The sequence below is a fragment of the Streptomyces sp. NPDC058086 genome, from assembly GCF_042885015.1.
Taxonomy (GTDB): Bacteria; Actinomycetota; Actinomycetes; order Streptomycetales; family Streptomycetaceae; genus Streptomyces.
In genome coordinates this window covers 44,522-66,885 of the sequence record NZ_JBHVST010000011.1, presented here as the reverse complement: position 1 = coordinate 66,885, position 22,364 = coordinate 44,522, and the positions used below count along the sequence as shown (strand labels likewise).

Annotated in this window: 33 protein-coding genes and 1 pseudogene; 23 read left to right on the top strand and 11 right to left on the bottom strand. The window is 69.6% G+C overall.

The window, feature by feature from the left end; genetic code table 11:
* Positions 1 to 65: 65 nt before the first annotated feature.
* Positions 66 to 1,985 (bottom strand): annotated as a pseudogene (locus ACFVWD_RS11400) (ComEC/Rec2 family competence protein); the annotation flags it as partial.
* A gap of 275 nt (positions 1,986 to 2,260) precedes the next feature.
* On the opposite strand from ACFVWD_RS11400, the gene ACFVWD_RS11395 reads away from it, so the two are divergent.
* From ACFVWD_RS11395 to ACFVWD_RS11295, 21 genes are all read left to right on the top strand, one after another.
* Positions 2,261 to 2,728, top strand: coding sequence for a hypothetical protein (locus ACFVWD_RS11395; protein ID WP_389595284.1), 468 nt, complete (start codon positions 2,261 to 2,263; stop codon positions 2,726 to 2,728).
* Between the two features lie 111 nt (positions 2,729 to 2,839).
* Positions 2,840 to 3,556, top strand: a complete 717-nt coding sequence (locus ACFVWD_RS11390; RefSeq protein ID WP_389595282.1) for a DUF6907 domain-containing protein — start codon at positions 2,840 to 2,842, stop codon at positions 3,554 to 3,556.
* Positions 3,549 to 3,725, top strand: coding sequence for a hypothetical protein (locus ACFVWD_RS11385; RefSeq protein WP_389595280.1), 177 nt, complete (start codon positions 3,549 to 3,551; stop codon positions 3,723 to 3,725). Before ACFVWD_RS11390 ends, ACFVWD_RS11385 begins: the two co-directional genes overlap by 8 nt.
* A complete protein-coding gene (locus ACFVWD_RS11380) occupies positions 3,722 to 3,937 on the top strand; it encodes a hypothetical protein (RefSeq protein ID WP_389595278.1) in 216 nt (71 codons plus the stop codon). The genes ACFVWD_RS11385 and ACFVWD_RS11380 overlap by 4 nt, the downstream gene beginning before the upstream one ends.
* Positions 3,934 to 4,311 (top strand): DUF6907 domain-containing protein, encoded by a 378-nt coding sequence (locus ACFVWD_RS11375; RefSeq protein ID WP_389595276.1) that lies wholly within the window; start codon positions 3,934 to 3,936, stop codon positions 4,309 to 4,311. Before ACFVWD_RS11380 ends, ACFVWD_RS11375 begins: the two co-directional genes overlap by 4 nt.
* A 38-nt stretch (positions 4,312 to 4,349) precedes the next feature.
* Positions 4,350 to 4,502: a hypothetical protein gene (locus ACFVWD_RS11370; protein WP_389595275.1), complete on the top strand. Its 153-nt coding sequence runs from the start codon at positions 4,350 to 4,352 to the stop codon at positions 4,500 to 4,502.
* Positions 4,499 to 5,371 (top strand): hypothetical protein, encoded by an 873-nt coding sequence (locus ACFVWD_RS11365; RefSeq protein WP_389595274.1) that lies wholly within the window; start codon positions 4,499 to 4,501, stop codon positions 5,369 to 5,371. The genes ACFVWD_RS11370 and ACFVWD_RS11365 overlap by 4 nt, the downstream gene beginning before the upstream one ends.
* Complete coding sequence (locus ACFVWD_RS11360) at positions 5,368 to 5,544, top strand: hypothetical protein (RefSeq protein ID WP_389595273.1); 177 nt, start codon at positions 5,368 to 5,370, stop codon at positions 5,542 to 5,544. The genes ACFVWD_RS11365 and ACFVWD_RS11360 overlap by 4 nt, the downstream gene beginning before the upstream one ends.
* The gene (locus tag ACFVWD_RS11355; protein ID WP_389595272.1) at positions 5,541 to 5,855 is read left to right on the top strand and encodes a hypothetical protein; all 315 of its coding nucleotides are present in this window, start codon (positions 5,541 to 5,543) and stop codon (positions 5,853 to 5,855) included. Before ACFVWD_RS11360 ends, ACFVWD_RS11355 begins: the two co-directional genes overlap by 4 nt.
* Positions 5,856 to 5,893: 38 nt before the next feature.
* Positions 5,894 to 6,079 carry a hypothetical protein gene (locus ACFVWD_RS11350; protein WP_358385222.1) on the top strand — a complete coding sequence of 62 codons (186 nt, stop codon included), beginning with the start codon at positions 5,894 to 5,896 and terminating at the stop codon, positions 6,077 to 6,079.
* A gap of 52 nt (positions 6,080 to 6,131) precedes the next feature.
* Positions 6,132 to 6,332: a hypothetical protein gene (locus ACFVWD_RS11345; protein WP_389595270.1), complete on the top strand. Its 201-nt coding sequence runs from the start codon at positions 6,132 to 6,134 to the stop codon at positions 6,330 to 6,332.
* 99 nt (positions 6,333 to 6,431) lie between these two features.
* Positions 6,432 to 6,611, top strand: coding sequence for a hypothetical protein (locus ACFVWD_RS11340; protein WP_389595269.1), 180 nt, complete (start codon positions 6,432 to 6,434; stop codon positions 6,609 to 6,611).
* A 43-nt stretch (positions 6,612 to 6,654) separates the two neighbouring features.
* On the top strand, positions 6,655 to 6,882 hold the full coding sequence (locus ACFVWD_RS11335) for a hypothetical protein (protein ID WP_389595267.1): 228 nt from the start codon (positions 6,655 to 6,657) through the stop codon (positions 6,880 to 6,882).
* Complete coding sequence (locus tag ACFVWD_RS11330) at positions 6,875 to 7,039, top strand: DUF6257 family protein (protein WP_389595265.1); 165 nt, start codon at positions 6,875 to 6,877, stop codon at positions 7,037 to 7,039. The genes ACFVWD_RS11335 and ACFVWD_RS11330 overlap by 8 nt, the downstream gene beginning before the upstream one ends.
* Before the next feature lie 85 nt (positions 7,040 to 7,124).
* Positions 7,125 to 9,215: a cell division protein FtsK gene (locus ACFVWD_RS11325; RefSeq protein ID WP_389595263.1), complete on the top strand. Its 2,091-nt coding sequence runs from the start codon at positions 7,125 to 7,127 to the stop codon at positions 9,213 to 9,215.
* A 161-nt stretch (positions 9,216 to 9,376) separates the two neighbouring features.
* Positions 9,377 to 9,613, top strand: coding sequence for a hypothetical protein (locus tag ACFVWD_RS11320; RefSeq protein ID WP_389595261.1), 237 nt, complete (start codon positions 9,377 to 9,379; stop codon positions 9,611 to 9,613).
* Entirely contained in the window at positions 9,610 to 10,221 is a 612-nt protein-coding gene (locus tag ACFVWD_RS11315) for a DUF5753 domain-containing protein (protein WP_389595259.1), read from the top strand. The genes ACFVWD_RS11320 and ACFVWD_RS11315 overlap by 4 nt, the downstream gene beginning before the upstream one ends.
* Positions 10,194 to 10,388: a DUF397 domain-containing protein gene (locus ACFVWD_RS11310; protein WP_389595257.1), complete on the top strand. Its 195-nt coding sequence runs from the start codon at positions 10,194 to 10,196 to the stop codon at positions 10,386 to 10,388. Before ACFVWD_RS11315 ends, ACFVWD_RS11310 begins: the two co-directional genes overlap by 28 nt.
* A gap of 131 nt (positions 10,389 to 10,519) precedes the next feature.
* Complete coding sequence (locus ACFVWD_RS11305; protein ID WP_389595255.1) at positions 10,520 to 11,770, top strand: helix-turn-helix transcriptional regulator; 1,251 nt, start codon at positions 10,520 to 10,522, stop codon at positions 11,768 to 11,770.
* Between the two features lie 92 nt (positions 11,771 to 11,862).
* Positions 11,863 to 12,192: a hypothetical protein gene (locus ACFVWD_RS11300; protein WP_389595253.1), complete on the top strand. Its 330-nt coding sequence runs from the start codon at positions 11,863 to 11,865 to the stop codon at positions 12,190 to 12,192.
* Positions 12,189 to 12,350, top strand: coding sequence for a hypothetical protein (locus ACFVWD_RS11295; protein ID WP_389595252.1), 162 nt, complete (start codon positions 12,189 to 12,191; stop codon positions 12,348 to 12,350). Before ACFVWD_RS11300 ends, ACFVWD_RS11295 begins: the two co-directional genes overlap by 4 nt.
* An 81-nt stretch (positions 12,351 to 12,431) precedes the next feature.
* Here the strand turns inward: ACFVWD_RS11295 and ACFVWD_RS11290 are convergent, their stop codons facing one another.
* The 3 genes from ACFVWD_RS11290 to ACFVWD_RS11280 form a co-directional block, all read right to left on the bottom strand.
* Positions 12,432 to 12,722, bottom strand: a complete 291-nt coding sequence (locus ACFVWD_RS11290) for a hypothetical protein (protein ID WP_389595250.1) — start codon at positions 12,720 to 12,722, stop codon at positions 12,432 to 12,434.
* The gene (locus ACFVWD_RS11285) at positions 12,719 to 16,144 is read right to left on the bottom strand and encodes a hypothetical protein (RefSeq protein WP_389595248.1); all 3,426 of its coding nucleotides are present in this window, start codon (positions 16,142 to 16,144) and stop codon (positions 12,719 to 12,721) included. The genes ACFVWD_RS11290 and ACFVWD_RS11285 overlap by 4 nt, the downstream gene beginning before the upstream one ends.
* 919 nt (positions 16,145 to 17,063) lie before the next feature.
* Entirely contained in the window at positions 17,064 to 17,282 is a 219-nt protein-coding gene (locus ACFVWD_RS11280; RefSeq protein ID WP_389595246.1) for a helix-turn-helix transcriptional regulator, read from the bottom strand.
* A 339-nt stretch (positions 17,283 to 17,621) separates the two neighbouring features.
* Here ACFVWD_RS11280 and ACFVWD_RS11275 point away from each other — a divergent pair, with 339 nt between their 5' ends.
* Positions 17,622 to 17,912, top strand: coding sequence for a helix-turn-helix transcriptional regulator (locus ACFVWD_RS11275; RefSeq protein WP_389595244.1), 291 nt, complete (start codon positions 17,622 to 17,624; stop codon positions 17,910 to 17,912).
* 14 nt (positions 17,913 to 17,926) lie between these two features.
* Here the strand turns inward: ACFVWD_RS11275 and ACFVWD_RS11270 are convergent, their stop codons facing one another.
* Positions 17,927 to 18,505, bottom strand: a complete 579-nt coding sequence (locus ACFVWD_RS11270) for a hypothetical protein (protein ID WP_389595243.1) — start codon at positions 18,503 to 18,505, stop codon at positions 17,927 to 17,929.
* Between the two features lie 149 nt (positions 18,506 to 18,654).
* Complete coding sequence (locus tag ACFVWD_RS11265; protein WP_389595241.1) at positions 18,655 to 19,728, bottom strand: tyrosine-type recombinase/integrase; 1,074 nt, start codon at positions 19,726 to 19,728, stop codon at positions 18,655 to 18,657.
* A gap of 137 nt (positions 19,729 to 19,865) precedes the next feature.
* Here ACFVWD_RS11265 and ACFVWD_RS11260 point away from each other — a divergent pair, with 137 nt between their 5' ends.
* Complete coding sequence (locus ACFVWD_RS11260; RefSeq protein ID WP_389595240.1) at positions 19,866 to 20,222, top strand: hypothetical protein; 357 nt, start codon at positions 19,866 to 19,868, stop codon at positions 20,220 to 20,222.
* Positions 20,223 to 20,283: 61 nt separating this feature from the next.
* Here the strand turns inward: ACFVWD_RS11260 and ACFVWD_RS11255 are convergent, their stop codons facing one another.
* The 5 genes from ACFVWD_RS11255 to ACFVWD_RS11235 form a co-directional block, all read right to left on the bottom strand.
* On the bottom strand, positions 20,284 to 20,943 hold the full coding sequence (locus tag ACFVWD_RS11255) for a hypothetical protein (protein WP_389595238.1): 660 nt from the start codon (positions 20,941 to 20,943) through the stop codon (positions 20,284 to 20,286).
* 101 nt (positions 20,944 to 21,044) lie between these two features.
* Positions 21,045 to 21,260, bottom strand: coding sequence for a hypothetical protein (locus ACFVWD_RS11250; protein ID WP_389595237.1), 216 nt, complete (start codon positions 21,258 to 21,260; stop codon positions 21,045 to 21,047).
* The gene (locus ACFVWD_RS11245) at positions 21,260 to 21,736 is read right to left on the bottom strand and encodes a hypothetical protein (protein ID WP_389595235.1); all 477 of its coding nucleotides are present in this window, start codon (positions 21,734 to 21,736) and stop codon (positions 21,260 to 21,262) included. Before ACFVWD_RS11245 ends, ACFVWD_RS11250 begins: the two co-directional genes overlap by 1 nt.
* 39 nt (positions 21,737 to 21,775) lie before the next feature.
* Positions 21,776 to 22,084 carry a hypothetical protein gene (locus ACFVWD_RS11240; RefSeq protein WP_389595233.1) on the bottom strand — a complete coding sequence of 103 codons (309 nt, stop codon included), beginning with the start codon at positions 22,082 to 22,084 and terminating at the stop codon, positions 21,776 to 21,778.
* Between the two features lie 50 nt (positions 22,085 to 22,134).
* The gene (locus ACFVWD_RS11235) at positions 22,135 to 22,353 is read right to left on the bottom strand and encodes a hypothetical protein (protein WP_389595232.1); all 219 of its coding nucleotides are present in this window, start codon (positions 22,351 to 22,353) and stop codon (positions 22,135 to 22,137) included.
* Positions 22,354 to 22,364 lie beyond the last annotated feature (11 nt).

Sequence of the window (22,364 nt, the reverse complement as noted above, 5' to 3'; positions counted from 1 at the left end):
TACCGCCTCAACGGATCGAGACTGAACCACAGAACTCATGAGACAAGTTTGAACAGCGGAAAGAAAAAATGCGTCAGCACGACGAGCGGGATCCGGGTGATGCCGAGCGCGGTCAGACAGTGGTCGACCAGCGCCGGATCGGGGCCCGCGTCCACCACTACGGCGGCGCCGTCGCCCGCCGCTAGCACCGTCGCGTCGCCCTGTCCCACGTCGCACATCGCGAACCGCCAGCCGGGCGGCGGCCATCCCGTGATCACCCTGGTGAGCGGCGCAGGCTGCACCACGACCAGCAGGAACACCAGGACACAGGCACCGCTCAGCCAAGGATGCTTCAGGAGCCGTCGGCCGGCGAGCACGACAACCGTCGTGACCAAGACGAGCAGCAGCGCCCCCGGCCAGCTCGCGGGCCAGTCCACTCCCCCGCCGGGCAGCGCGGCGCCGGTCCGGGCGATGTCGGCGATCCACCAGGCCGGCCAACTCGCGCACCATGCGAGCCCCTTGGCCACGGGCAGTACCACCGGCGCCGTCGCCAGCGTCGCGAACCCCAGCACCGTGGCCGGTGCGACGGCGAACTCCGCGAGCAGATTGCACGGCACCGCCACCAGGCTCACCCGGGCCGACAGAACCGCGACGACCGGCGCGCACAGGGCCTGTGCGGCTCCCGCGGCGGCCAGCGCCTCGGCCAGGCGCGGCGGCATCCGGCGTCTCTGGAGCGCCGCACTCCACCGCGGGGCGAGAGTGAGCAGGGCGCCGGTCGCCAGCACGGAGAGCAGGAAGCCGTAACTCCGTGACAGCCAGGGGTCGTACAGCACCAGCAGCAGTACGGCCGTGGCCAGGGCGGGGATCAGCGATCTGCGGCGGCCGGTCGCGAGGGCGAGCAGCGCGATCGATCCGCAGGCTGCGGCCCGCAGCACGCTCGGGTCCGGCCGGCACACGATCACGAAGCCGAGCGTGACCGCGCCACCGAGCAGGGCGGTGGCCCGCAGCGGGATACCGAGCCGAGGTGCGAGGCCACGCCGCTCGGCGCGCTGGGCGAGACCCGGTGGTCCGACGAACAGGGCGAGCAAGATCGTGAAGTTGCCGCCGCTGACCGCCAGCAGGTGCGTGAGGTCCGTCGCCTTGAACGCCTCGTCCAGTTCCGGTGTGACCCGTGAGGTGTCCCCCACGACCAGCCCCGGCAGCAGCGCTCGCGCATCCGCCTCCAGCCCGTCGGTCGCCTGCCGCAGGCCCTCGCGCAACCGGCCGGCGAACCGCTGCGGCCCGGACGGCTGCCCCACCACCTCCGGCGGCCCGCTCCCGCGCACGCGCAGCACGGCCGCGATCCGGTCCCCGCCCGACAGCGCGGGGGCGAGCCGCGCGGCCACCCGTAACCGTGTGGACGGCAGCAGCGACAGCCAGGGCGAGCGCCCGCCGGGCAGCCGGGGCGAGCCCCTCGGCGAACGCGCGTCGACGATCACCAGCACCGGCGTGCGCGTCGCCACCACAGCCCCGTTTCCGCCCGCCCGCGTCACCCGCCGGACCTCCGCGTCGAGCAGCACGGCCGTAGGAGCCGCGTGATCCCCCTTGATCCGAGGCCGGGTGAGCCGTGGGTCGGAGGTGACCTCCACCTCGGCGGTCACCTGGGCGTACTGCCGTGCCATGGCCGGGATCGGGCCGCGGCGCGCATCCGCCCCGTGCAGCCCCGCGGAGGCGGCGGCCGCCGCGACACAGAGCAGTGAGGCGGCGACGGAGACCCGTGGCCAAGCACGGAGTGGTCGTGCGCCGTACTCCGTCGCCCTGCGCGCCTTGGTCCGCCTCAACGCCAGCAACACGCCGGCCATAACCAGGCAGCCCACCACCACGGTTGTGACCCGTCTGGTCGGTGCGCCCACCGTCACCGCCGTCGTCACCCAGGCCGCGAGCGCGGGCGGCACGAGCCGCAGATCCGTCGGCCCTTCCTCCCGGGGGTACGCGGTGCCGAGCCGCTTTCCCGAGGCGGCGTGCACGGCTCGGCGACTCCGGGAGTACGGGGTGCTCCGCGTGGCATCCGTCGGCGCGGAGGCCGCGTAGGGCGAAGGGGGTGCAGGGGGAGAAGAGGTCGCGAAAGCCGCCGAGGACACGGTGGGCCCGCTCACGGCCGTACGAGTTTCTGCAGATCGGAGAACCGGCGGTCGCCGAGAGTTAGATGGGTATCTAGCAAAGAACGTGAACGGCCCCCACCGGTGTTGGTAGCACCGAGTGAGGGCCTGACGGATTCACCTGAACCACCAGGAGACCCGCTGTGTTTCAGCTTCTCACGTCCCCCCGTACCGCCCGCACGGTTCGTGGCCTGCTCGGCACCGTTGCCGACGCGGTCCGCTCCGTCGTTGCCCCCGCCTCGCTCGTCGAGGAGCAGGCCGACGTCGAGCCCGTCACCGCCCCGGACCCGGCCGGCTTGTACGAGGCCGACGAGCTGCCCGCCGTCGAGACCATCGAGGCTGCCGCCCGCGAGTTCGAGCGCGCCGCCGACCAGGCCCGCCGCGCCGACCGCGGCAAGCGCGCTGCGAAGAAGGTTCTCGACCGTCTCCCGTCCGGCATCTACGGCACGTGGCGCGTCTTCCGCACCCCGTCCAGCCGTCAGACCCCGGACCTCGCGGAGATCACCCGGATCTTCAAGGCCAACAACCTCGGCCCGGTCCCGATGAAGGCGTGCGCGGCCTCCCTCAAGGTCGAGGCCGTCGACGAGCCCGCCCTCACCGTCGCCGTCTGAGCGACCCCCAGACCACAGCTCCACGGCCACCGCACAAGCGGACGGCCCCGGCAGGAGTTCGCACCTCCCGCCGGGGCCTGGGCCGAACCCCTCTCAACAGGGAGAACGACCATGCAGGACACCGTAGCCGTAACGCCCGAGACGTTCACCGCACAGGAGCCGGCCAGCGTGCCGGACCGGATGGTGACCTACCCGCTGCGGGCGGGCGGCTTCATCGCCACGGAGTGCCCCACCTGGTGCACCACCGACCACTCCGACGACATCGAGAGCGGCATCGCCCCCGTGGACCTTCTCCACCAGGGCGACAAGGTCCACCTCGGGTACGGCATCGACGGCCTCAAGCAGAGCATCCTCGAGGCGCGCATCCAGCAGTACCCGTTCGACGACGACCAGCCCCACCCCTACGTCGAGTTCGTGCCCGAGGGCGGCACCGGAGTCGCCCTGTACTGCCACGACAGGCTGGAGCTGGACGAGCAGATCCGCCGGGTGCGCGCCCACCTGGACGACCTGATCCGGCTGGGTGACCGGCTCGCCGAGGCGCAGGCCGTCGACCACGCCACGCAGTCCCGGGACTCCGCCACCCCGTGGGCGCTGCTGGACCGTACCGACCTGCAGTCGCTGCCGATCGCCTACCTGCTGCGCGTGTTCGGGGTGACGGTCGTCGAGGTGGAGGACACCGGTCGTAAGGCGCTCCTCGCCCTGTACGGGGAGCCGGGCGCGATGGAGATCCGTGTCTACCCGGACGTCCCGCAGCACCTGCGGGAGGACGAGACCCGCCGCGCGCTCCTCGGCTGGTACGACGCCGAGTTCGCCGCCCGCCATGCGTGAGGACGAAGCGCTGGCGCTGATCCGGAGTCTCCTCACGGAGGCTCTGGGTCAGCCGGGCCAGCCCACCACCTACGTCAGGGACCTCGCCGGCCGGATCGGCGAGCTGCGCGCCACGATGCGCGCCGCCATCGCGGTCATCGACCAGACCACGCCCGAGGAGCAGCAGTGACCGCCTACGACCCGCTGCACGGCCCCGACGAGGAGCCCCCGGACCCGGCGTCCGTCGACGGCGAGCGGAAGATGACCCGCCAGCTGCTCGACGAGACCGCCACCGCCAACATCCACGACCACATCGAGATGGTGAAGACCGCGGCCGGCCTCAACCACCGGATCCGCTCCCTGCTCGCCGCCCTCGACGCCGAGCGGGGTGAGGGCAAGTGAGCGCCCGGACCGTCACCCTGCAGACCATCGACGGCGGCCTGGTCACCATTCCCGAGCCGGGATGGTGCCGGGGCCACGAGGGCGAGCCGCCCCTCTACCGCTCGGATATCACCCACAACAGCGTGACCGTGGACGCTGCGGCGCAGACCGATCGGCACGGCCGCGTGCCCCTGCTGCAGGCCCACATCTCCCACGCCCCGTACCTCGAGCTGCACAGCGAGCCGTACCCGGTCGTGTCCGTACAGCTGGACTGCGTCGAGGACTTCATCGCCGAGGACATCCCCCAGCTGCTCGAGGGCCTTCGCTCGGCCGAGCGGGTTCTGACGTTCGTCGCGGCTGAGGCGATCCGCCTGAGGGGCGGTGGCCGGCCGTGAGCGCCTCGACGATCCGACGCCCTACCGAAGGGGCGGCCATGCAGGGAATCGGCAAGTACGCCCGGACCCTGCCGCCCGTCCACGTACTGCTCGCCGGCCGCAGCATCGCCCACCAGGTGGGCGACCGTCACGGCCTCCAGCTCTTCAACTGCGCGATTGAGCGCGCCACCGCCCCGGAGGTGGGCGAATGAAGAACGACTATCTGAAGTGGGGCGCCCTGCTGTTCGCCCTCGTCGCTACGGCCTCGGCCGAGTACGAGTTGGCCCGGCAGGTTGGCTTCAACCAGTGGGTCGCCGCCGCGGTTCCGGGCGCCCTCGACATCTACACCGTGCGGGCGCTGCGGGCTCACCGTGACGTGTTGGCCGCAGTCGCCGCGATGATCGGCGTGAACGCTGCGAGCCACCTCGTGACGGCCGGCCTGCTGCCCGTGAACGTGCCGCTCGTCGTCGCCGTGTCGGCGATCGCCCCGCTCGTTCTGTGGCGGGTACACCGCCTCGCCGACGAGGAAACCACGGTCGTCACGGCCGCGGTTGAGAGGGACGCCGTGTCCCCCTCAAAGGGTGCGGCGGAAGACCGCACCCCTGCCGTACCCGTGACGGTCGAGCGTGTACCCGAGGTGTACCCGGTCCTCGAGACGGCTGTACCTGCCGTACCTGCGGGTGTCCGGCTGCTGCCCCTGATGACGCCCTGCGGGCTCCCCTCGGAGCCGTCTGCCATCCCGGAGCCGTCACCTGTACCCGCCGCGGAGTACGCCCGTACCCGCCCCGAGGTACGCGCCGAGTACGTACCCGAGCCCGTACCTGACTGGACGGTGTCCGGCACCTACGCCGACGAGGACGGCAACCCGACGGAGCCCGACCCGACGGATGACGGGTACGGCGATCCGCTCTCCGAGTACGGCCTCGGCCTCGCCGCGGAGGCATTCAAGGAGCAGCTGCTCGAGGGCGACGTCCCGTCCATCCGCGCCATCAAGACGCAGTTGAGCGTGGGCCAGCCCCGCGCCAAGGAGATTCAGGACGGCTTCCGGCAGGTGCTGCTGAGGCAGGGGGCGACGTCGTGAAGTGGCTTCTCCTCGGCGCCCTGCTGGGTCTGCTGTTCGTCTTCCCGCCCCTGCTCATGGCCGTCGCCGCCATCGTTGCGGCCGTCGCCTGCAAGCCGGTAGTCGCGACCTTCGCGCTCGGCCTGGCCGTCCGCCCGTACTTCGCCCGCAAGGCGCGGAGGTGGGCGCGATGACCGAGCCCGTGCAGCGGCAGCAGATCGGCTACGACCTCGCCGGAAACCCCATGTACGCCGCGCCCGTACCGGCAGCCCCCGCCCCGGTCGCTCAGGCGCCCTTGCAGCCGCTGAAGGCGTACCCGTGGGGTGCGTACCTCGGCGCCGGCTGCTTCGGCCTGGTCGCCCTCAGCGTCGTCGTCGTCCTGATCGCGTTCATCGTGTTCGGCTTCGCGATCCTCGCGGCCGTCCTCGGCCTGGTCGTCGTCGCCCTGACGATCTGCGTCCTGGTCCTGCGCGGCATGTGGCGCGACTACCAGCGCGGCAAGTAGCCCCCCTCAAACAGCCTGTGACCTGGAAGGACTCCCCCATGAGCGTTCGTTCCCGCGCCGCCCGTGAGCGCAAGACGTACATCGCCCGTATCGCCCGCGGCATGAAGCGCCAGCACGGCCACGTGCGCGCCGCCGATGTCGCCGCGCTCGCCGCGTCGACCGGGCTGAAGACGTCGTACCCCGAAGTCTGCACCGTCCTGGCCCGCATCGGCCTGCACCGCTGACCTGCCCTTCCGTCAACAGCCAATCAACGCGCAATCAACCCAGGAGGAACAAATGAGCACCCACCACGCGGACCGCGACTACAGCAACTACAGCGCCGACCAGCTGCGGCAGGCCGCCCAGCGCATCAGCACGGACCTCGCCCGGGGCCAGGCGATGGCAGGCGACGGAGGACTCCGGCCGGAATCCGTCGAGCGGCAGCAGGACCTGCAGCAGTGGATGCGCAACGAGGCCAGCCGCCGCGACCAGCACTGACCTGCCCTTCCGTCCTCCGTCAGTTGCCTCCCACCGGGCGGCAACTGCGGGGGTGCGGTGGGGCCGGAACAGCCCGGCCCAAGACCAGGGAGACCCCCCATGAATCACACGATCCGTGTCACCCCGTGGAGCTCGCGCCGCCCGGCCCTGGCCGCGCAGTTCGACTGGTCCTGTTCCTGCGGACGTCGCGCCTCCAGCCCGTCCGCGAACCGCGCCGCCGCCGAGTCCGACGCCCTCCGCCACACCCCGAGGCAGAACACGGTCAGCCGCCACCGCTGATCCTCGCAACCGCCACCCGACCCGCAACCGGAGAGGACCAACCGTGCCCGAACCAAAGACGCGACAGGACTACCTCAACATCGCCGACGAGGCCCTGCGCGAGGCCTCTGCCCTCGCCAGGCGCGCGACCAGCGCCGCTTATAGCCAGGGGCGCCATAACGAGACGCAGGACCACGCCGCGGCCGGCGCGTTGTGGGCGGTCGTCGCCCGTAGCGCCGCCGCCGTCGCCCGAGCCCTGCCCGTGGACGCCCCGGAGGAGACCGATGCCTAAGCCGAAGCTGACCGTCTGGGAGAAGCTCCGCATCGTCGCCATCGAGGCGCAGGGCGTGAAACGGGCCGCCGCCGGCATCGAGCACCAGCCGGACATCGACCGCCGCATCAACGGCATCAAGGACCGGGCTCGCAAGAGGGCCAACGGAAGCAAGTAGCGCCGCCACGGGGCGGCCGTACCCGGGCAGGTACGCCGGCCGCCCCGTGTACCCGATCACCCATAAGGCAACCGGAGACCACAGCATGACGGACACCTTCGCACCCCCGACAGACACCCCGCCGAGTACGCCCGTACCTGATGTACCCGAGCAGCCAGGTACACCGAGTACGCCTGTACTCGTCGACAACCCGAAGCTGCCCGCGCCCGGGGTACACACCGAGAAGCGGCGGCCGATCGTCCCCCCGTGGCTGAAGGACCGGAGCGAGTTCCTCACGTCCGCGAGGCACACCGGCGCCCGCCTCGGGTACGCCTCGACGTACCACGGCCTGCGCCTCCCCTGGTACGGGATCCAGTTGTCCGCGATGGCCCCGCGCGGCGCCTGCCGCTTCGTCGTCTCCACGAACCGGTGGCTGTGGGACCGCGAGGCCGCCCCGCTACGCGACTACGCGGTACGACAGGAGGACGTCGACGAATACCTTGCCCTGGCCCGCCTGCGCGGCAACCGGGTCCGCCTCCGCGGCCTGGTCACCGTCATCGCCGCGGTGTTCGGCCTCAGCTTCGCGATCTGGCTGTACGTCATGGCACCAGAGTTCCTGTGGGTGTTCGCCGCCGGCGGCGTGATGACCCTCGGATACTTCGGCCAGGAGCCGGACGCCCCGGTCATCGGCCCGGCGGTCATGCGCACTGAGCTGCAGAAGCTCACCGGATCGATCGTGCTGCGCGCCCTCGACGCCATCGGAAGCCCGAAGATCTCGGCCGCCATCAAGAAGGGCGGCGACATGGACGGGATGCGCTTCACCAGCGAAATCACCCGCGACGGGCCCGGCTACCGGGCCGACCTCGACCTTCCTTACGGCGTCACCCCGGACGACGTCATGGACAAGCGGGAGGCCCTCGCCTCCGGCCTGCGCCGCAAGGTCGGCTGCGTGTGGCCGTCCGGCGACGAGAACGAGCACGAAGGGCGCCTGGTGCTGTGGGTCGGCGACAAGCCGATGAACGAGACCACCAAGCCCGCCTGGCCGCTGCTGAAGGACGGGCAGGTCGACCTGTTCCGGCCGATCGTGTTCGGCAACGACCAGCGGATGCGGTGGGTCGAGGTCACCCTCATGTTCGCCTCGATCGTGATCGGCTCCATCCCCCGCATGGGTAAGACGTTCCTGCTCAGGCTGCTGCTGCTGATCTGCGCCCTCGACCCGCGGGCCTGGATTCTCGCCTTCGACCTGAAGGGAACCGGCGACCTCGGCGCCCTCGAACCGGTCGCCCACCGCTACCGGGCCGGCGAGGAGGACGAGGACATCGAGTACATCCTTCACGCCCTCCGGGAGATCAAGGCCGAGCTGCGGCGCCGCGCCAAGGTCATCAAGTCTCTGCCGCGCTCCCGCTGCCCGGAGTCCAAGGTCACGCCCGCTCTGGCCAACGACAAGTCGCTTGGCCTGCACCCCATCGGTATCGGCATCGACGAGTGCCAGGTGCTGTTCGAGCACGAGAAGCACGGGGCCGAGATCGAGTCGATCTGCACGGACATCACGAAGCGCGGCCCGGCGCTGGGCATCATCGGCATGTACGCCACACAGCGCCCCGACGCGAAGAGCCTGCCGCCCGGGATCTCCGCGAACGCCGTGCTCCGCTTCTGCCTGAAGGTCATGGGGCACCAGGCCAACGACATGGTCTTGTCCACCGGCGCCTACAAGTCCGGGATTCGCGCCACCATGTTCAGCCGCCGTGACCTGGGCATCTGCTACATGGCCGGCGAGGGTGACGACCCGCGCATCGTGGCCTCCGCGTTCGTCGACGCCCCCAAGGCCGAGCTCGTTGTCGCCCGTGCCCGGAGGCTGCGCGAGGAGTACGGCAACATCACCGGCCACGCGATCGGCGAGGGCCCGGCCGAGACCGTCGGCATGGACCTGCTCGGCGACATCCTCAAGTGCGTGGGCGCCGACGAGGAGCAGGTGTGGAACGAGCGGATTGCCGCCCACCTCGCCGAGCTGCGCCCCGACGTCTACGACGGATGGACAGCCGAGAACGTCACGGCCGCCCTGAAGCCGTGGGGCGTCAAGACGGGCCAGGTGTGGGGCACCACCGACGAGGGCGAGGGCAAGAACCGGCGCGGCATCAAGCGGGCCGACGTGGTCGCCGCCATCACTCGCCGTAACGCCGACCGGGTCGCCGCCTAGCCCTCGCACCGCCGCTAGACCTAGCACCCCACCCCGCTAGGTCTAGCAGCCCCGCTAGCACCAAAAAGCGCCCCTGAGCACGCATCTAGCGTCTAGCAGGGGTGCCTCCAGGAAACGGGAAACACCCACTTCAGAGGGGAAGAGACCTCATGCTCCTTGCTATGGCCGCGCTCATTCTCTGGCTCGGCGGCTACGCAGTGTTGTGCGCCGTCCGGCCGTTCGCTCCGTGCCGCAAGTGCGGCGGAGTCGGCGAGATCGAGCGGTTCGGCAAGCCGAAGATGTGCCCGCGCTGCCTCGGCGACAAGCTGCGGCTGCGCGTCGGCCGCCGCATGCACAACGCCTGGCGCCGCACCCGCACCGCGGGCACCCGCCCGACGCCCGAGAGGATCGGCCGTTGACCACCATCTGGGAGTCGCCGGCCGAGACGCTCGGCGAGCACATCGCCCGCCTGGCCGCCATCGAGTCCGCGGCTGACACCGTGCAGGGCTGGCAGCCGCTGCTGATACCGGGCGCCCTGCAGTCCTACGCCTACGCGTGCGAGGCGATCCGGTCGACCAGCCCGGCCCTGCCGCTCGAGGCGGTCGGCGAGCGGGCAGACGTCCGCCGTCGGCGCATCGACCAGCTGGGCGCTGCCACCACGTTCATCGTCGACGAGGGCGCCCTGTACCGGCCCGTGGGCGGATATGCCGCGCTCGTCGACCAGTTGGAGCACCTGCTCGCCGTCGAGGCGCTGCAGCCGCGTCTGACGCTGCGGATCCTGCCGCAGGGCATCGAGGCGCACCCGGGGCTCGTTGGGGCCTTCACGCTGTACCGGGCAGCCGGGCAGCGGGCCGTGTTCGTCGAGTCGCTGACATCTTCCGAGATCACCACCCGCCCGGAGGATGTGGCTGCCTACGCTTCTGGATGGGATCGGCTTCTCGACCTGGCGCTGCCGGTCGGGGAGTCGCTGGAACTCATCGACGGAACGAGGGAGACCCTGTGTCGCAGGCTGAAAACGGCCCGCTGATCTGGAAGACGTCGACGTACACCGACTCCGGGGCGTGCGTCGAGTGGGCGCGGCCTACGGCGGCCGTCCTCGTGCGGGACACCAAATGCCGTGAGCGGGCCCGTGTACGGCTCGCGGAGCCCGCCTGGCAGGCGTTCGCAGACTGGGCGAAGACCGCAACCGTCTGAGCACGATGAGGCCCCCTGAATGGTCCATGCGACCACGCAGGGGGCCTTTCTTCATGTCCGGAGGCCCTCACATGCAAAAGGCCTCGCCCCTACTCTGGCAGTGCGACCTGTTCAGAGATTGGGGCGAGACCGTGCCTTCAGATGCTACCCCCGACCCATACGCCGACCCGCTGAAGTTCGGCCAGCGGGTACAGATCCTCCGCGAGCGCCGCGGAATGACCCGCACCCAACTCGCCGACCTGATCGGCGTCTCACCACACACCCTCAAGAAGATCGAGAACGGGCAGCAGCAGGCCCCGGGGCTGGAGATGGTGATGCGGATCGCTGAGACCCTGCGGGTGCGTGACCTCGCCGAACTCACCGGTCTCCCCGAAGCGCACGTCGATCTGTTCATCGGCCCGGGGCATCCGCGTCTCGCCGCGGTGAAGGCGGCGATCGACTCCTTCCCCCTCACGGCCACCGTGGAGGCGCCGCCCGTCGCGCACCTTCAGGCCCGCCTCGACCGGGCATGGACGGCCCGCCATGAGGCGCCCAACCATCGCGAGGTCATCGGCAAGCTGCTGCCGGACCTGATCCGTGACGCGCAGGCCCTCGTGCGGCAGTCGGACACGGCGCTCGAGCGGCGCCTGGCGCAGGGGCTCCTCGCGCAGTCGTACAGCCTCAGCCAGTTCTTCATCGCCTACCAGCCCGACTCGAGCCTGCTGTGGCGCGTCGCCGAACGGGGAATGATCGCCGCGCAGGAGTCCGAGGACCCGCACACCATCGGCGTCGCCGCATGGCTCATGGCCCAAGCGCACCGCGATTCCGGCCCCCGCCACTACGACGCGGCCGACGCGGTGAACCTCGAGGCGGTCAGGTACCTCGAGCCGCTCCTGCCCGACGCGAGCGATGACGTCCTCGCCATTGCGGGCGCCCTCGAGTTCGAGCTCGGCTACACAGCGGCCCGCCGGCGGGAGACCGGGACGGCTTGGCGGCACTGGGACAAGGCCAACGACATGGCCGACCGCCTGGCGCCCGACTACTACCACCCGGTCACCAGCTTCTCGCAGGCCATCATGGGCGCCCACGCGGTCACCGTGGCCGTCGAGCTGCACCAAGGTGGGGAATCTGTCCGGCAGGCCGCTCGAGCGGACACGATGACGATCAAGTCCCGGCCGAGGCGGGCCCGTCACCGGATCGAAGAGGCGCGCGCCTACCAGCTGGACGGACAGCCGGACGTGGCCATCGCGACGCTGGCCAAGGCTTACGAGGCCGCCTCGGAAACGATCGCCTACAACGGGTACGCCAGGCGGATCATCCTCGAAGAAGTCGAGTCCAAGCAGGCCGACCGCCGCCGCCGCGCATCAGAACTGGCAATGGAGATCGGCATCCTGGCCGCGTGAGGGAGGGGACCGGATTCCGGTCCTCGGTCGGGCTCGAGCGCTCCTACGGTCACGTATGTGAGACGGATCACCGTGGCCCGGGAGGCGTGAGCATGGAAACAGGCACCGCAATCGACGTGCTCGAGTTACTGGCACTGCCTGGCCTCGCCAAGCTCACCGAGCAGCAGGTGCGCGGCACCACCTGCGTATGGGACGGCGTTCCCCTCACCTCGGCGACCGCCGTCGACCTCGGCGAGCGGGCCGCATCCCGGGCTGGACAGCCCGTCCGCTGGTTCCCGCGAGGCTGCCACCCCTGCACCAGCAAGGCCGCGCTCCAGGCCCTCCACAAGCACGCGCCGACGTGCGAGCAGTGCGTGGACGAAGCCGCCCTGTGCGAGGTCGGCAGGGGCCTGAACCGGCTCATGCGGGAGGCGCGGCGATGAAGATCTGCGGACGCTGCGACCAGTCGATCCAGGACGACGAGGAGTACACGGAGCACGACATGCCCTCGTCCTCGGGTGCGGGCATCACCATCTACCGGCACGTCTACCTGTGCAAGAGGGTGCCGATCCAGACCACCCAGGCATCTCTGCGCCACTGAACTCCCGCCCGCCGACGGCGCCCCCTCGGGGCGGGCGGGAACAGGCCCCGGCCGGATCATCCCCGGTCGGGGCCTTCGGCGTCAGGCGGCCCCGTGCTCGCGCTGCAGGTCGTCGAGGTGGGCGAGCAGCCCGGGCTCCGCGTCGAGAATGTCCGCCAGGAACAGTGCCCCGTACTTCCGCGTGAAGCGTTCGTCGAGCCACGAATGCCCGGAGGGGCACGTCATGTACGACGGCTCGTCGCTGTGGTCGTCGAGGTCCATGCCGAGCACCAGGCGCTCGCCTACGCCGCACGTCGGACAGACGACAGGCCGGCCTGCCCCGTCGACGGGAGCAAAGGGGAGCCGCCAGCGCAGGACGGTGGGCTCGCTCATCGGGCCCTCGCCTTGTCGTACAGCCGCAGGCCTTCCTTGATGTCTCCGATCAGCGTGCCCACGACTCGCTTACGGTCTGCAGGGCTGGTCAGGTTGGCGTCCTTGATGACGACGTCCCCGAAGGTGATCGTCACGCCCCCGCCCTTGCCGCTCACCAGCTGCTCGAACAACTCGGTCTGCCGCGGGTCGAGGATCCTCTCCGGGCGGCCCGTGTTGTTCACGGCCATCGTGGCGCCCTTGGCGAGCAGCCCCCCGGAGTCGAACTGGGTCGCCGGCTTGAAGCCCCACCGGGACGTGAACAGCGGGTCGTTGTAGCCGCGGGCCCGCTTCCCGACGACGATGCCGTCGCCGCCGCGCGACTCCACATTGACCCCAGCCAACGTGCCCGCGGTGTGGCCGACGCCCGCGTTGGTGATCCCGATTTCGAAGGGCGAGTTCAGGTTCCGCACCCATCCGGGCGGGCCGCTGCTCCCACTGAACGCCCCGGTAGCCCAACGGCGGTGCGGACTCTCACCGCGGATCACGGACTCGATCGCGGACATCAGACCCGAACAGTCGAAACTGGGGTTGTTATTTCCGGCCCACTGATAGGGCTTTCCGTCCTGGGTGCGCGCCCACGCCAATGCCCGCTGTACGGCCGGCCCGCCCACGGCTTTCTTGTCCTCGGTCGTGAACCAACCGAGCATTCCATCCACAGCCTTATTCGCCAGACCGCGCATCAGATTCCCGATACCGCTCCCCGGAATCTGATTGATGAGCGGTCGGACAAGAGCGGACAGGGCTTTCTGCGCCGCAGCCTTCAGTCCGCCGAGCACGAGATCCTTGGTCCATGACGCGGCCGAGCTGATCGCCCCACCGATCGAGCTCGTGACCTTCCCGATAATGCCGCCGTCTCCGAAGCCCTGAGTCGCCTGGTGGCGCCGCCGCTCCTGCTGGCTTGTCGGATTGCCGCCCGTTCCCGTCGGCCGGTCCTTGCCCAGCATCGCGTCGATGCCTCGATGTCCGCCGAGGGCTGCGACTTGCTGGTTGGAAAGGATGCGCTCGCCAGGGGTGAGCATCGCGGGAACGGTGTCCCGGTTGCCGGATCCGGGGACGACGCCGCCGCGATTGAAGCCGAGGCTGATCGACGGCAGGGTGATCTTCGAGCTGATCTGTCCGGCGATGGAGTTCCACATGCGGCGGATGCCGTTGTTGTAGACCGTGTTCACGACGAACCGGACCGGCGAGGCAATCTTGGACTTCACGCCGTCCCAGATCGTGCCCAGGCTGTCGCGCAGGGTCGAGAATGCGGTCTTCATGGACGACTTGAACGAACTGATCTTCCCGCTGATCGTGGAGAAAATCCCCGAGATTTTGTCGCGGGCCCCGTTCCAGAGGTTGTTCCACGTATTCGTGATGCCGTTCTTGAGGTCAGACACGCCGTTCTTCACGGTCGTCCACGCCCCGGAGATCGCCGACTTCAGACCGGACCAGAAGGAGTTCCACTTCGTGCGCACGCCATCCCACAGCGCGTTCCACGTGCTCACGAGCCAGTTCTTCAGCGTCGTAAAGATCTTCTTGGTGTTGTCCCACAGTGACGTGAACCAGCCGACGATCGCCTTTACGAGGTCGGGGATGATGCTGTGCCCGACGAGGATGTCGTAGAGGTGCTGGAACGGCTGGACGATGTACTTGTTGATCAGGTCCCACGTGCCGGAGAAGAACCCCATCACTTCGTTCCAGACGCCCTTGACGATGTCCCGGAACGTCTCGCTGTTCTTCCAGGCGTAGGCAAACCCGGCAGCCAGGCCGGCCAGGGCGAGCACGACGAGGCCGATCGGATTCGCGTCCATGATCGTGTTGAGGAGCGCCTGCGCGGCCGTCACCGCCGCTGTGCCCAGCGCCCACAGCTTCATCCCGGCGACGATCGCGAGGACGCCCGCAGTGAGCGCCCCGAAGATCGTCTGGTGGTCGCCGATGAAGTGGAAGAAGTCAATCAGCGGGCCCCTCACCGACCTGGCAAGACCGCCCAGCGCGTCAGCAAACGGCTTCACCAGCGGCACCAGGGCGACCAGAGCCGCCCCCACCACATCGATCAGAGTCCCCGCGATGTCGTGCAGCGCTCCGAAGATGGACGTCAGACCGCCCTGTATCTCCGGCAGCCCGGTCACCCGGCGCAGCTCCTTGAACGCGTTCCCGAGCGTCGTGAGCGCGTCCCCGCCAGCCTTCTGGGCGGCGCCCATGATGTTGCCCAGCGCCCCGAACGCGTCGGCCACTACCCGCCCGAACCGCTTCGCCAGGTCCACGGCGTGATCGATGGCCGTCTTCAGCCGGCCGGACTCGAAAGCCTTCGACAGCTTGTCCGAGATCTTGTCGGACTCCCCGGCGATCCCCTTGGTGATCCGCGCGAACGCGGGCGCTGCCGCAATGGACAACTGCACGAACGCCTGCCCGAGCTGCCCCGGCACCTTCGTCAGCGGCTTCATCCCGTTCGTGAAACCGTCGAACATCCGCTTCAACAAGCCCTGGTTGCCGAGGCGGGTGAAGGTGTCCATCAGGTTGCGGGCCATGCCGTTCAGCACGCCCGCCATTCCCACCATGCCGGACCGCACGGCTGGCATGGCTGCGGTCGCCATACGGGTCAGCGAGTCACCGAGGCCGCGGAACAACCGGTCCTGCACGTCCATGCGCAGCGCCGAGAACCCGGGCGCGAGGTTCTTCACAGCGTTGACGAACGCCCGCGCGTTCGGCGACAGCTTCGCCATGGCATTGGCGACGTTGTTCGTTGCTGCCGCGCCTGCCGTCTGCGCGTCGGCGACCGAGCGCGCCGCGTCCGCAACGGCCTGCTGCGCGTCGGCGACCTGCCGGGCGCCGTCGACGGCCGCCTTCGCGGCAGCAGCCCGCGCATCCGAGACGGCCCGCTCCGCGGCGGCAACCTTCTCGGCGCCGGCTACCTGCGTGCGCGATGCCTCGATCTCCGCGTCCTTCAGGGCCCGGGTCTTGTCGGAGATCGCCTGGTTGGCGTCGGCGACCTTCTGCTTGGCGTCCGTGACCTGCTTGGACCCCTCGACGCCCGCCTTGTTCGCGTCGGCAGCATCCTTCGTCAGCCGCTCCTGCTCGAGCTGGACTTCCTGAAGATGCTGGACGGCCTCGTCATAGGTGAGCTGCGCCTCGGCCCGCTGCTTCTGAGTGGCCTTCGGGTCGGCAAGAACCTTGTTCAGCGACTCTTGCGCGTCCTGGACACGAAGCACCGCGTCACGGCGGTCGAGCTCTGTGTCCTTCTGCCGGTTGGCCAGGTCCTCGAGCTGCCGGGCGGCGTCCTTGCGGGCCGCGGTCAGGTCCAGTTGCGCCTGACGGGCCGACTTCTGGGCGTCGGCGAGATCCTGCTCGGCCTGCGCCACCTGCTCCGCTGCCCGCCGGTTGGCGTCCGCGACGTCGGACACGGTGGACTTGAGGCTTCGCTGGGCGTCCTCGATCTGCCGGGCCGCCTGTACGCGGGCCTCGGCCGCCCGGACCTCTGCGTCCTTCACACCTTGCTGAGCCTTCGCCAGGCTGCGCTGAGCGTTCTCGACCTGCCGGATCGACGAGGCCGCGCTCTTGGCCGACTTCGAGGCTGGAGCGAACGCCTGCTTGAACGCGTCCCCGATGCCGTGGAGGCCAAGGCTGAGGGTCGCCCCAGCAGTGATCAGGGAACCGAGGGCGGGCGCAGCGAGCGCCGCAGCCGGACCCATCTGGACGATCGCCGAACCGAGCGAAAGGACGCTGGGCAATGCGCTCATGGCTGCCGCGGCGAGCCTGGCGAACTGGGACGACAGCAGACCGACGGATGACCCGGCGCCGCCACCTACGCTGCTGAGGATGCCGAGCACGGACCGGTCCACGTCCACGCGGACGTTGACGGTGCGGGACCTCGTGAGCAGCGCCAGATCATCAGCTGCGGAACGGGTATCGGCGTCCGCCGTGATCCGGGTGGTGCGCGCCCGGGTGAGGAGTGCGAGATCGTCGGCCGCAGCCCGGGTGTCGAGGTCGGCGATGATGCGGACCGTGCGGTCGCGCGTCAGGTGTACGAGCTGTTCCTCGGCTTGCTGGCGGGCGGCGTCGGACAGTTCGGTGATGATGCTGACGGTGCGGTTGGGCAGTTCCAGGCGAGAGAGCGCCGTCCGGTCGAGGTCGACGGTGACCTTGAGCGCCCGGTCCCGCATGAAGCGGCCGAGCTGGGCGAGCGCGTCCTTGTCGTCCAACCCGACGCGGACGTCGACCTTGTTCTTCGACGACTGCAGGCGCCGCATCGACCGCTCGTAGGCGGTCTCATCTGCGGTTACTTCTACGTAGCCCTCGGCTATGCGAAACGAGCCGGCCACTTCAGGCCGCCTTCAGGTCGTCGGCGAGGAACCGCTCGAGGGGCAGGCCCACGGAGTCGGCGAGGGCGTCCGCCACGGGGATCGGTGGCGTCGCCTTGCCTTGCTCGTAGGCGTACACGGACCAGCAGGAGCGCCCGACGCGGGCGGCGACGTCGTGTACGGAAAGGCCGGCCAGGCGCCGCTGATCGCGGAAACGGGGGCCATTGAAGGTACGCGACACGGGAACTCCGGGCGTGGTGGCGGCTGGTGCGGACGTATCCCGCGGGCTCGAGGTCGGCCCGCTCGTCTCGCTCGGCGCTCGCATCACGCGATGGCCACGCGGCTCCCCATGGGCCGCTCGTTCGCCACGCCCTACATCCGCTGCCTCATGTCCGTGGGCATCACGCCCGGTCAGGCATCACGCCCGATGGAACGACTGGCTTGCGGCTGTACTCGATTCGTCCTACTTGAACGATACTCCAGTTCACCTACGATTCGAAGGCTCCAGTTGATCGTGGATGATGAATCAAAGGCATCATTGGGTTGATGGCTACCTATCAGGTTGCCAATGGGAGTCGGGATGACCGTGATCCGAGAGAGGCGCACGCCACCCGAGACGCTCGGCCCCATGCTGCGCGCCGCGCGCGAACGGGCCAGCATGGGGCAGCGGGAGGCGGCACGGCGGGCAGGAGTGAGCCAGGGGCACTTGTGGCTGCTCGAGGCCGGGCAGCGGGTACCGTCCGCGGCCGTCGCCGAAGATCTCTCCGCAGTGCTCGCCCTCACGGCCGAGGAACGCGAGCAACTGCGCGCGGCCGCTGTCGACGACGCTGGCCGCAGCAACCCCGCCCGCGCTAGCCGTGTTGTCTCATGAGGTTGGTGCCGCGGTCATCCCTCACCCGGCCGGGGCGCGGCCCGCATCACGTCCCGGGACGCCTTCACGAACATCTGCCGTTGCTCCGGCGCCCATGACGACGCCCGATCGAACTCCTCCAAAGACGTTCCCGCCGGCCCGTTGCCTGGCACGTTCAACAACAGGTCCTTCTGCATATCGACCAGCGTGGTGTTCAACTCTGTAGCCGCTCGTTCCACGCGGGTAGGGCCGAGGATCTGCACCCGCTCCAGGAGGGGCTGAACCTTGGCCAATGCCTGCTGCATGCTGGTGGTGACCGACTCCAACATCGCTTCCTCACCAGCGCCTTCGAAGTCCGGGATTTGTTCCGTCATCAAGTGCCAGTACTCCTCTGCTTCCTTCCGGTACCCCCGGCACTGGGCGAGCGCTTCCTCCCACGCATTGAGGAACTGGACGTAAGCCTCTTGACGCTGACCCCGGAGCCACTGGCCATGTTCGACCTGGGCCTGGTCTGTGGTCTGACGTCGGCCGACGTAGATGCCTGCGAAGGCGCCCCCGATGCCGAATACGCCTGCGGCTATGGCCGCAACGACGGCCCCTACTGCATTACTCATGCGGAGCATCTTGCCGTGACACTGTCGTGCATCAGTTCATGTTCCAACACTCCGTGGAACCAACGTCATGAGACACCACAGCCAGCGCATAACGCAGGGGTGGGCGCTGGTGCCCACCCCTGTATCGGTGACCTGTGCTGCCCAGACGGCTACGCGGGCGGCTCGTCTGCGAGCTGCTCGGCGATGCGGGCGGCGATCCCGTAGCCCGGGCTGCTGTCGAGACGGTTGCTCTTCTGGTCGTACAGCCTCGTCGTGCGCGGATCCTTGTGGTCGGCAAAGTCCTGCACGACATGCAGCTTCGCCCCGGGCGCGGCAAGGGCGTGCGTCACGGCGTCATGCTTGAGAACGTGCGGATGGAAGGTGGCCGCATTCTTGATCCCCGCCTCGCCGGCGAGCCGACGGACCAGCGTCCACACGTACTTGGGATCGAGCGTCCGGCCGGCCGCGGTCTGGAAGAGCGGGCCTTCCGTGCGGCCATCGAGGTACAAGTCGATGGCATGGCCGGTAGCGGGCGGGACAGCCTTGCGCTTCCTACGGCCGCCCTTCAGGCGGACATTCAGCGTGCGGTGGCCCTCGTCGTAGCCGAGGTCTTCCACGCGGGCGCTCAGGGCGGAGTCGAGGCGCAGCGCCATCGAGTACATCGCGAGCAGCAGGGCGTAGGCGCGCGGCGAGTCGGAGCGGGCCGCGGCGAGCAGCATGACCGACTCCTTCTCCGTGGATCCGCGGGTGCTCGAGTCGCCCTGCTCAAGGTCGGGGCGGGCGACGAGCTCGAACGGGTCGGACCCTTCCCGGCGGGCGCGCACGGCGTAGGCGTGGAAGGACGAGCAGGCCGACATCAGGTTCGCGCGGGCACTGTCCGACCGGGGCGGGCCGACGGGCGCCTTCTCGCCCCGCTTGCCGCCTTTGACGGAGCGCATGGTGGGCGCGGTCTCGAGGTAGCGGGAGAACGCTTCGGCGAGGGGGAACTGAGCCTCGAGCGGATGGGCGCCCCTGCTGCGCGCGTACTGGTCCCAGACGCGGAACTGACGGATGTACGTGGCGCGGGTGTTGATGGTCCTCTGCCGGGCGATCCATGCGCCGGCGAGTGCGGGCAGCGGGTCGCCGTGCGGGTAGTGCTCGGCGAGCTCGTTGGCGAAGTCGATGGCTTCCTGCGGCCAGTCGTCGGCCGCGCTGCGCGTCGAGGCCTCGAGTTGCCCTCCGGGCCGGACGACGATCTCACTCATGATCAGTTCCCCCTCGTCTCGGGGTCGTTGACCCCCATCAGTCATGAGTACCACATAACAGTAATTATGTGGTGGTGAGTTGACTACCTAGGCGGTCGCCGCCGACTGGAGCCCGCAGCCGCATCTAGGCTCCACGCATGGAGACCTCAGAGATCATGCGGCGTGTCATCGGCATCCTCACCAAGGGGGCCGAGTGGGAAAAGCTCCTCACGGAGGACCCCGACCGAACCGACATCCAAATCGACGGCACGGTCGACGCGTTCGTCCGCGAGATGATCCCAACGAAGTTCGAAGTACCCGGGAACGCCACTCCCCAGGCAGTCGCCGACGCCATGGCGCGCGAGATGATTCCTGCTGTCGGCAGAATGATCGCCTGCTTCTCAATGGCCTACCTGGAACTGGCCCATGAGTACGACGCCACCCAACCCGACAAGACGTCAGCGGTCATCCTGAGAGATCTCGCCCTGCGTGCCGAGACGCTCAACGGCGAGTAGCGCCCTGAAGTGCGAGTACCCGGCCTCCGTGGGGTGGGGGCCGGGCACGCGTCGCCGCCGATCAGTAGCCCGGGTCCTGCTTGCCGATCTCGGTACAGCCCACCCACAGCTGCTTCTGCTGCGCCGCCGTCAGGTTGGTACTCACGTCCACGGGTACGACCGCCTTCACTGTCCGGCCGGGCTCGATCTTCTGCGTCGTCCCTTCGGCGCCCCCGCCAGCCTGGTCGCCCTTGGCGCTGCCGATCGCCGCGGTCACCTTGTAGCCGAACACCACAGGCTTGGCGCACGGGTTGGTGAAGGAGAACATCACGTTCACCGTGCCCGGCCCGCCGGATGATGCGCCGATCAGCTGCGCCTGCTCCCCGGAGTTGTCCGCCGGAATCGCGCACGGGTCCGCGGCCGTCTTGATGACCCGCACGTCGTCGAGGGCGGGCATGCCTGCGTCGGGCTTGTACGGCAGCCGCTCCGCCGGGATGGCGACGACCAGGCGCCCGCGAGGCGAGGGCGCGCCCCCGATGAGCCCCTTCTGCCCGCTGCTCGCGGAGGCTGACCGCGACGCCGTGGGCTCACTGCTTGCGGGCTGCGTGACTGCCCGCTGGCCGCTGCATGCGCTGACGAGCAGGATGGCGGCGACGGGAATGAGGATGCGGCGCACGGGTGGTTCCCCCTTGGTGGTGCGGTCGGTCGTGCGGTCACCCTGACAGTCGGGCACGGAGGGCATGCGGTTGTTTCCGTACCGTGACGAGTCCACCGCGCCGAACATGGCGGTGCCCGGCCGCCATGGGGGCTCGGCCGGGCACTGCTATTCACCGGGTGCTGAATTCAGCTCGCCTTGCCTGTCGCGCGGCGGGCGTAGTACTCGGCCGTCTGCATCCCGGCCGGCTTCGGCGACTTCGCCGGGGCCGCCAGCCGCTCCGCATGCAACGCCGCCGTAGGCGTGACGTCCTCGACGACCTCCGTCGGCTCCTCGACGCCGAGTGCACGGGCAGCGTGCCGCTCCGCGGACGTCGGCCGGCGCGCCTTCGTCTTCCGCTCCATCACGCCTCCAGCTCGGGCACGGCCGGCATGGACTTGAACGAGTCGGCGAGCAGGCGAAGGTGCAGCACCGCAGGCGAGTTGGCCCGCATGTCCTCGGCGAAGCCGATGCCCGCCCCGTTGCCGTACTGCTGGGCGTGGTCGGCGAGCAGTTGCAGCGCGGCCTGCGCTTCGCCGATCGCCCGGTTGAACTTCGCCGCGGCATACGCGTAGCCCTCGCGGTGGTGCTCACGGTCCGCCCGGCTCGTCGACGCCGCCCGGTCATACAGGCCGTCCACGGCGGTCCGCACGGCTTCGCCCGCGGCCTGCTTCGCCTTCGGCGTGGTGGCGTCCGCCGTCGCCTTCACCGCCTGCTGGACCGCGTCGAGGGCGGCAAGGGTCTTCGGCGGCACGCTGGACCTGTCGAGCGGCAGACGGAACCGGTGCTCCCGGTCGCCCGGCACGAGGGCGCTGATCGAGGATCCATTGAAGTCGGTCATGATGTCTCCTGTTGCTGTCGGTACGGGCGGGAATGCTGGTCAAGGGCGGGTGGCTTCGATGCGGCCGAGGTCCAGCGCCATGGCGCGGAGGAATTCCGTCGGCGACAGGCCGGGGCGCGCCTTCTCCCGCACCTTCACGGGCACCGTGCCGCGGGCGATGACCTGAAGGCCGATCGCCTCAAGTCCCTTCAGGTGCTTGTCCATCAGGGCCCGAAAGTCGGGATCGGTGCGGCGCCACCTGCGGATCGTCGTGGCGCTGACCTGCAGTCGGGAGGCGGCGAACTCGGCGCTGCGTCCGAGGGCCAGCAGCCGGGCGGCCTCGGCACGCGCCTCGGGGTTGTCGGGCATCGGCGTCCTTTCACGGTGGGCGTAGGTCAACGGGCGGGCGGTTTGTGTGCCTATGCCCCGGATGCGGCGAAGCTGCTGTTGTCGAGGTTGACGGGCGGGGCGAGGTCGAGGCCGCGTTCGGCCAGCTGGCGGAGCTTGCGGGCGTTCCTCTTGGCTACGCCGGCTTTGCGGCGCCGCGCCCACTCCTCGCGCTCCCGCCGCTTGCGTTCTTCCTCGGCGCGGACGCGGGCGATACGGGCGGCTATCTGCTGTTCGACGTGGGACGTCACCGCGGTCTCCT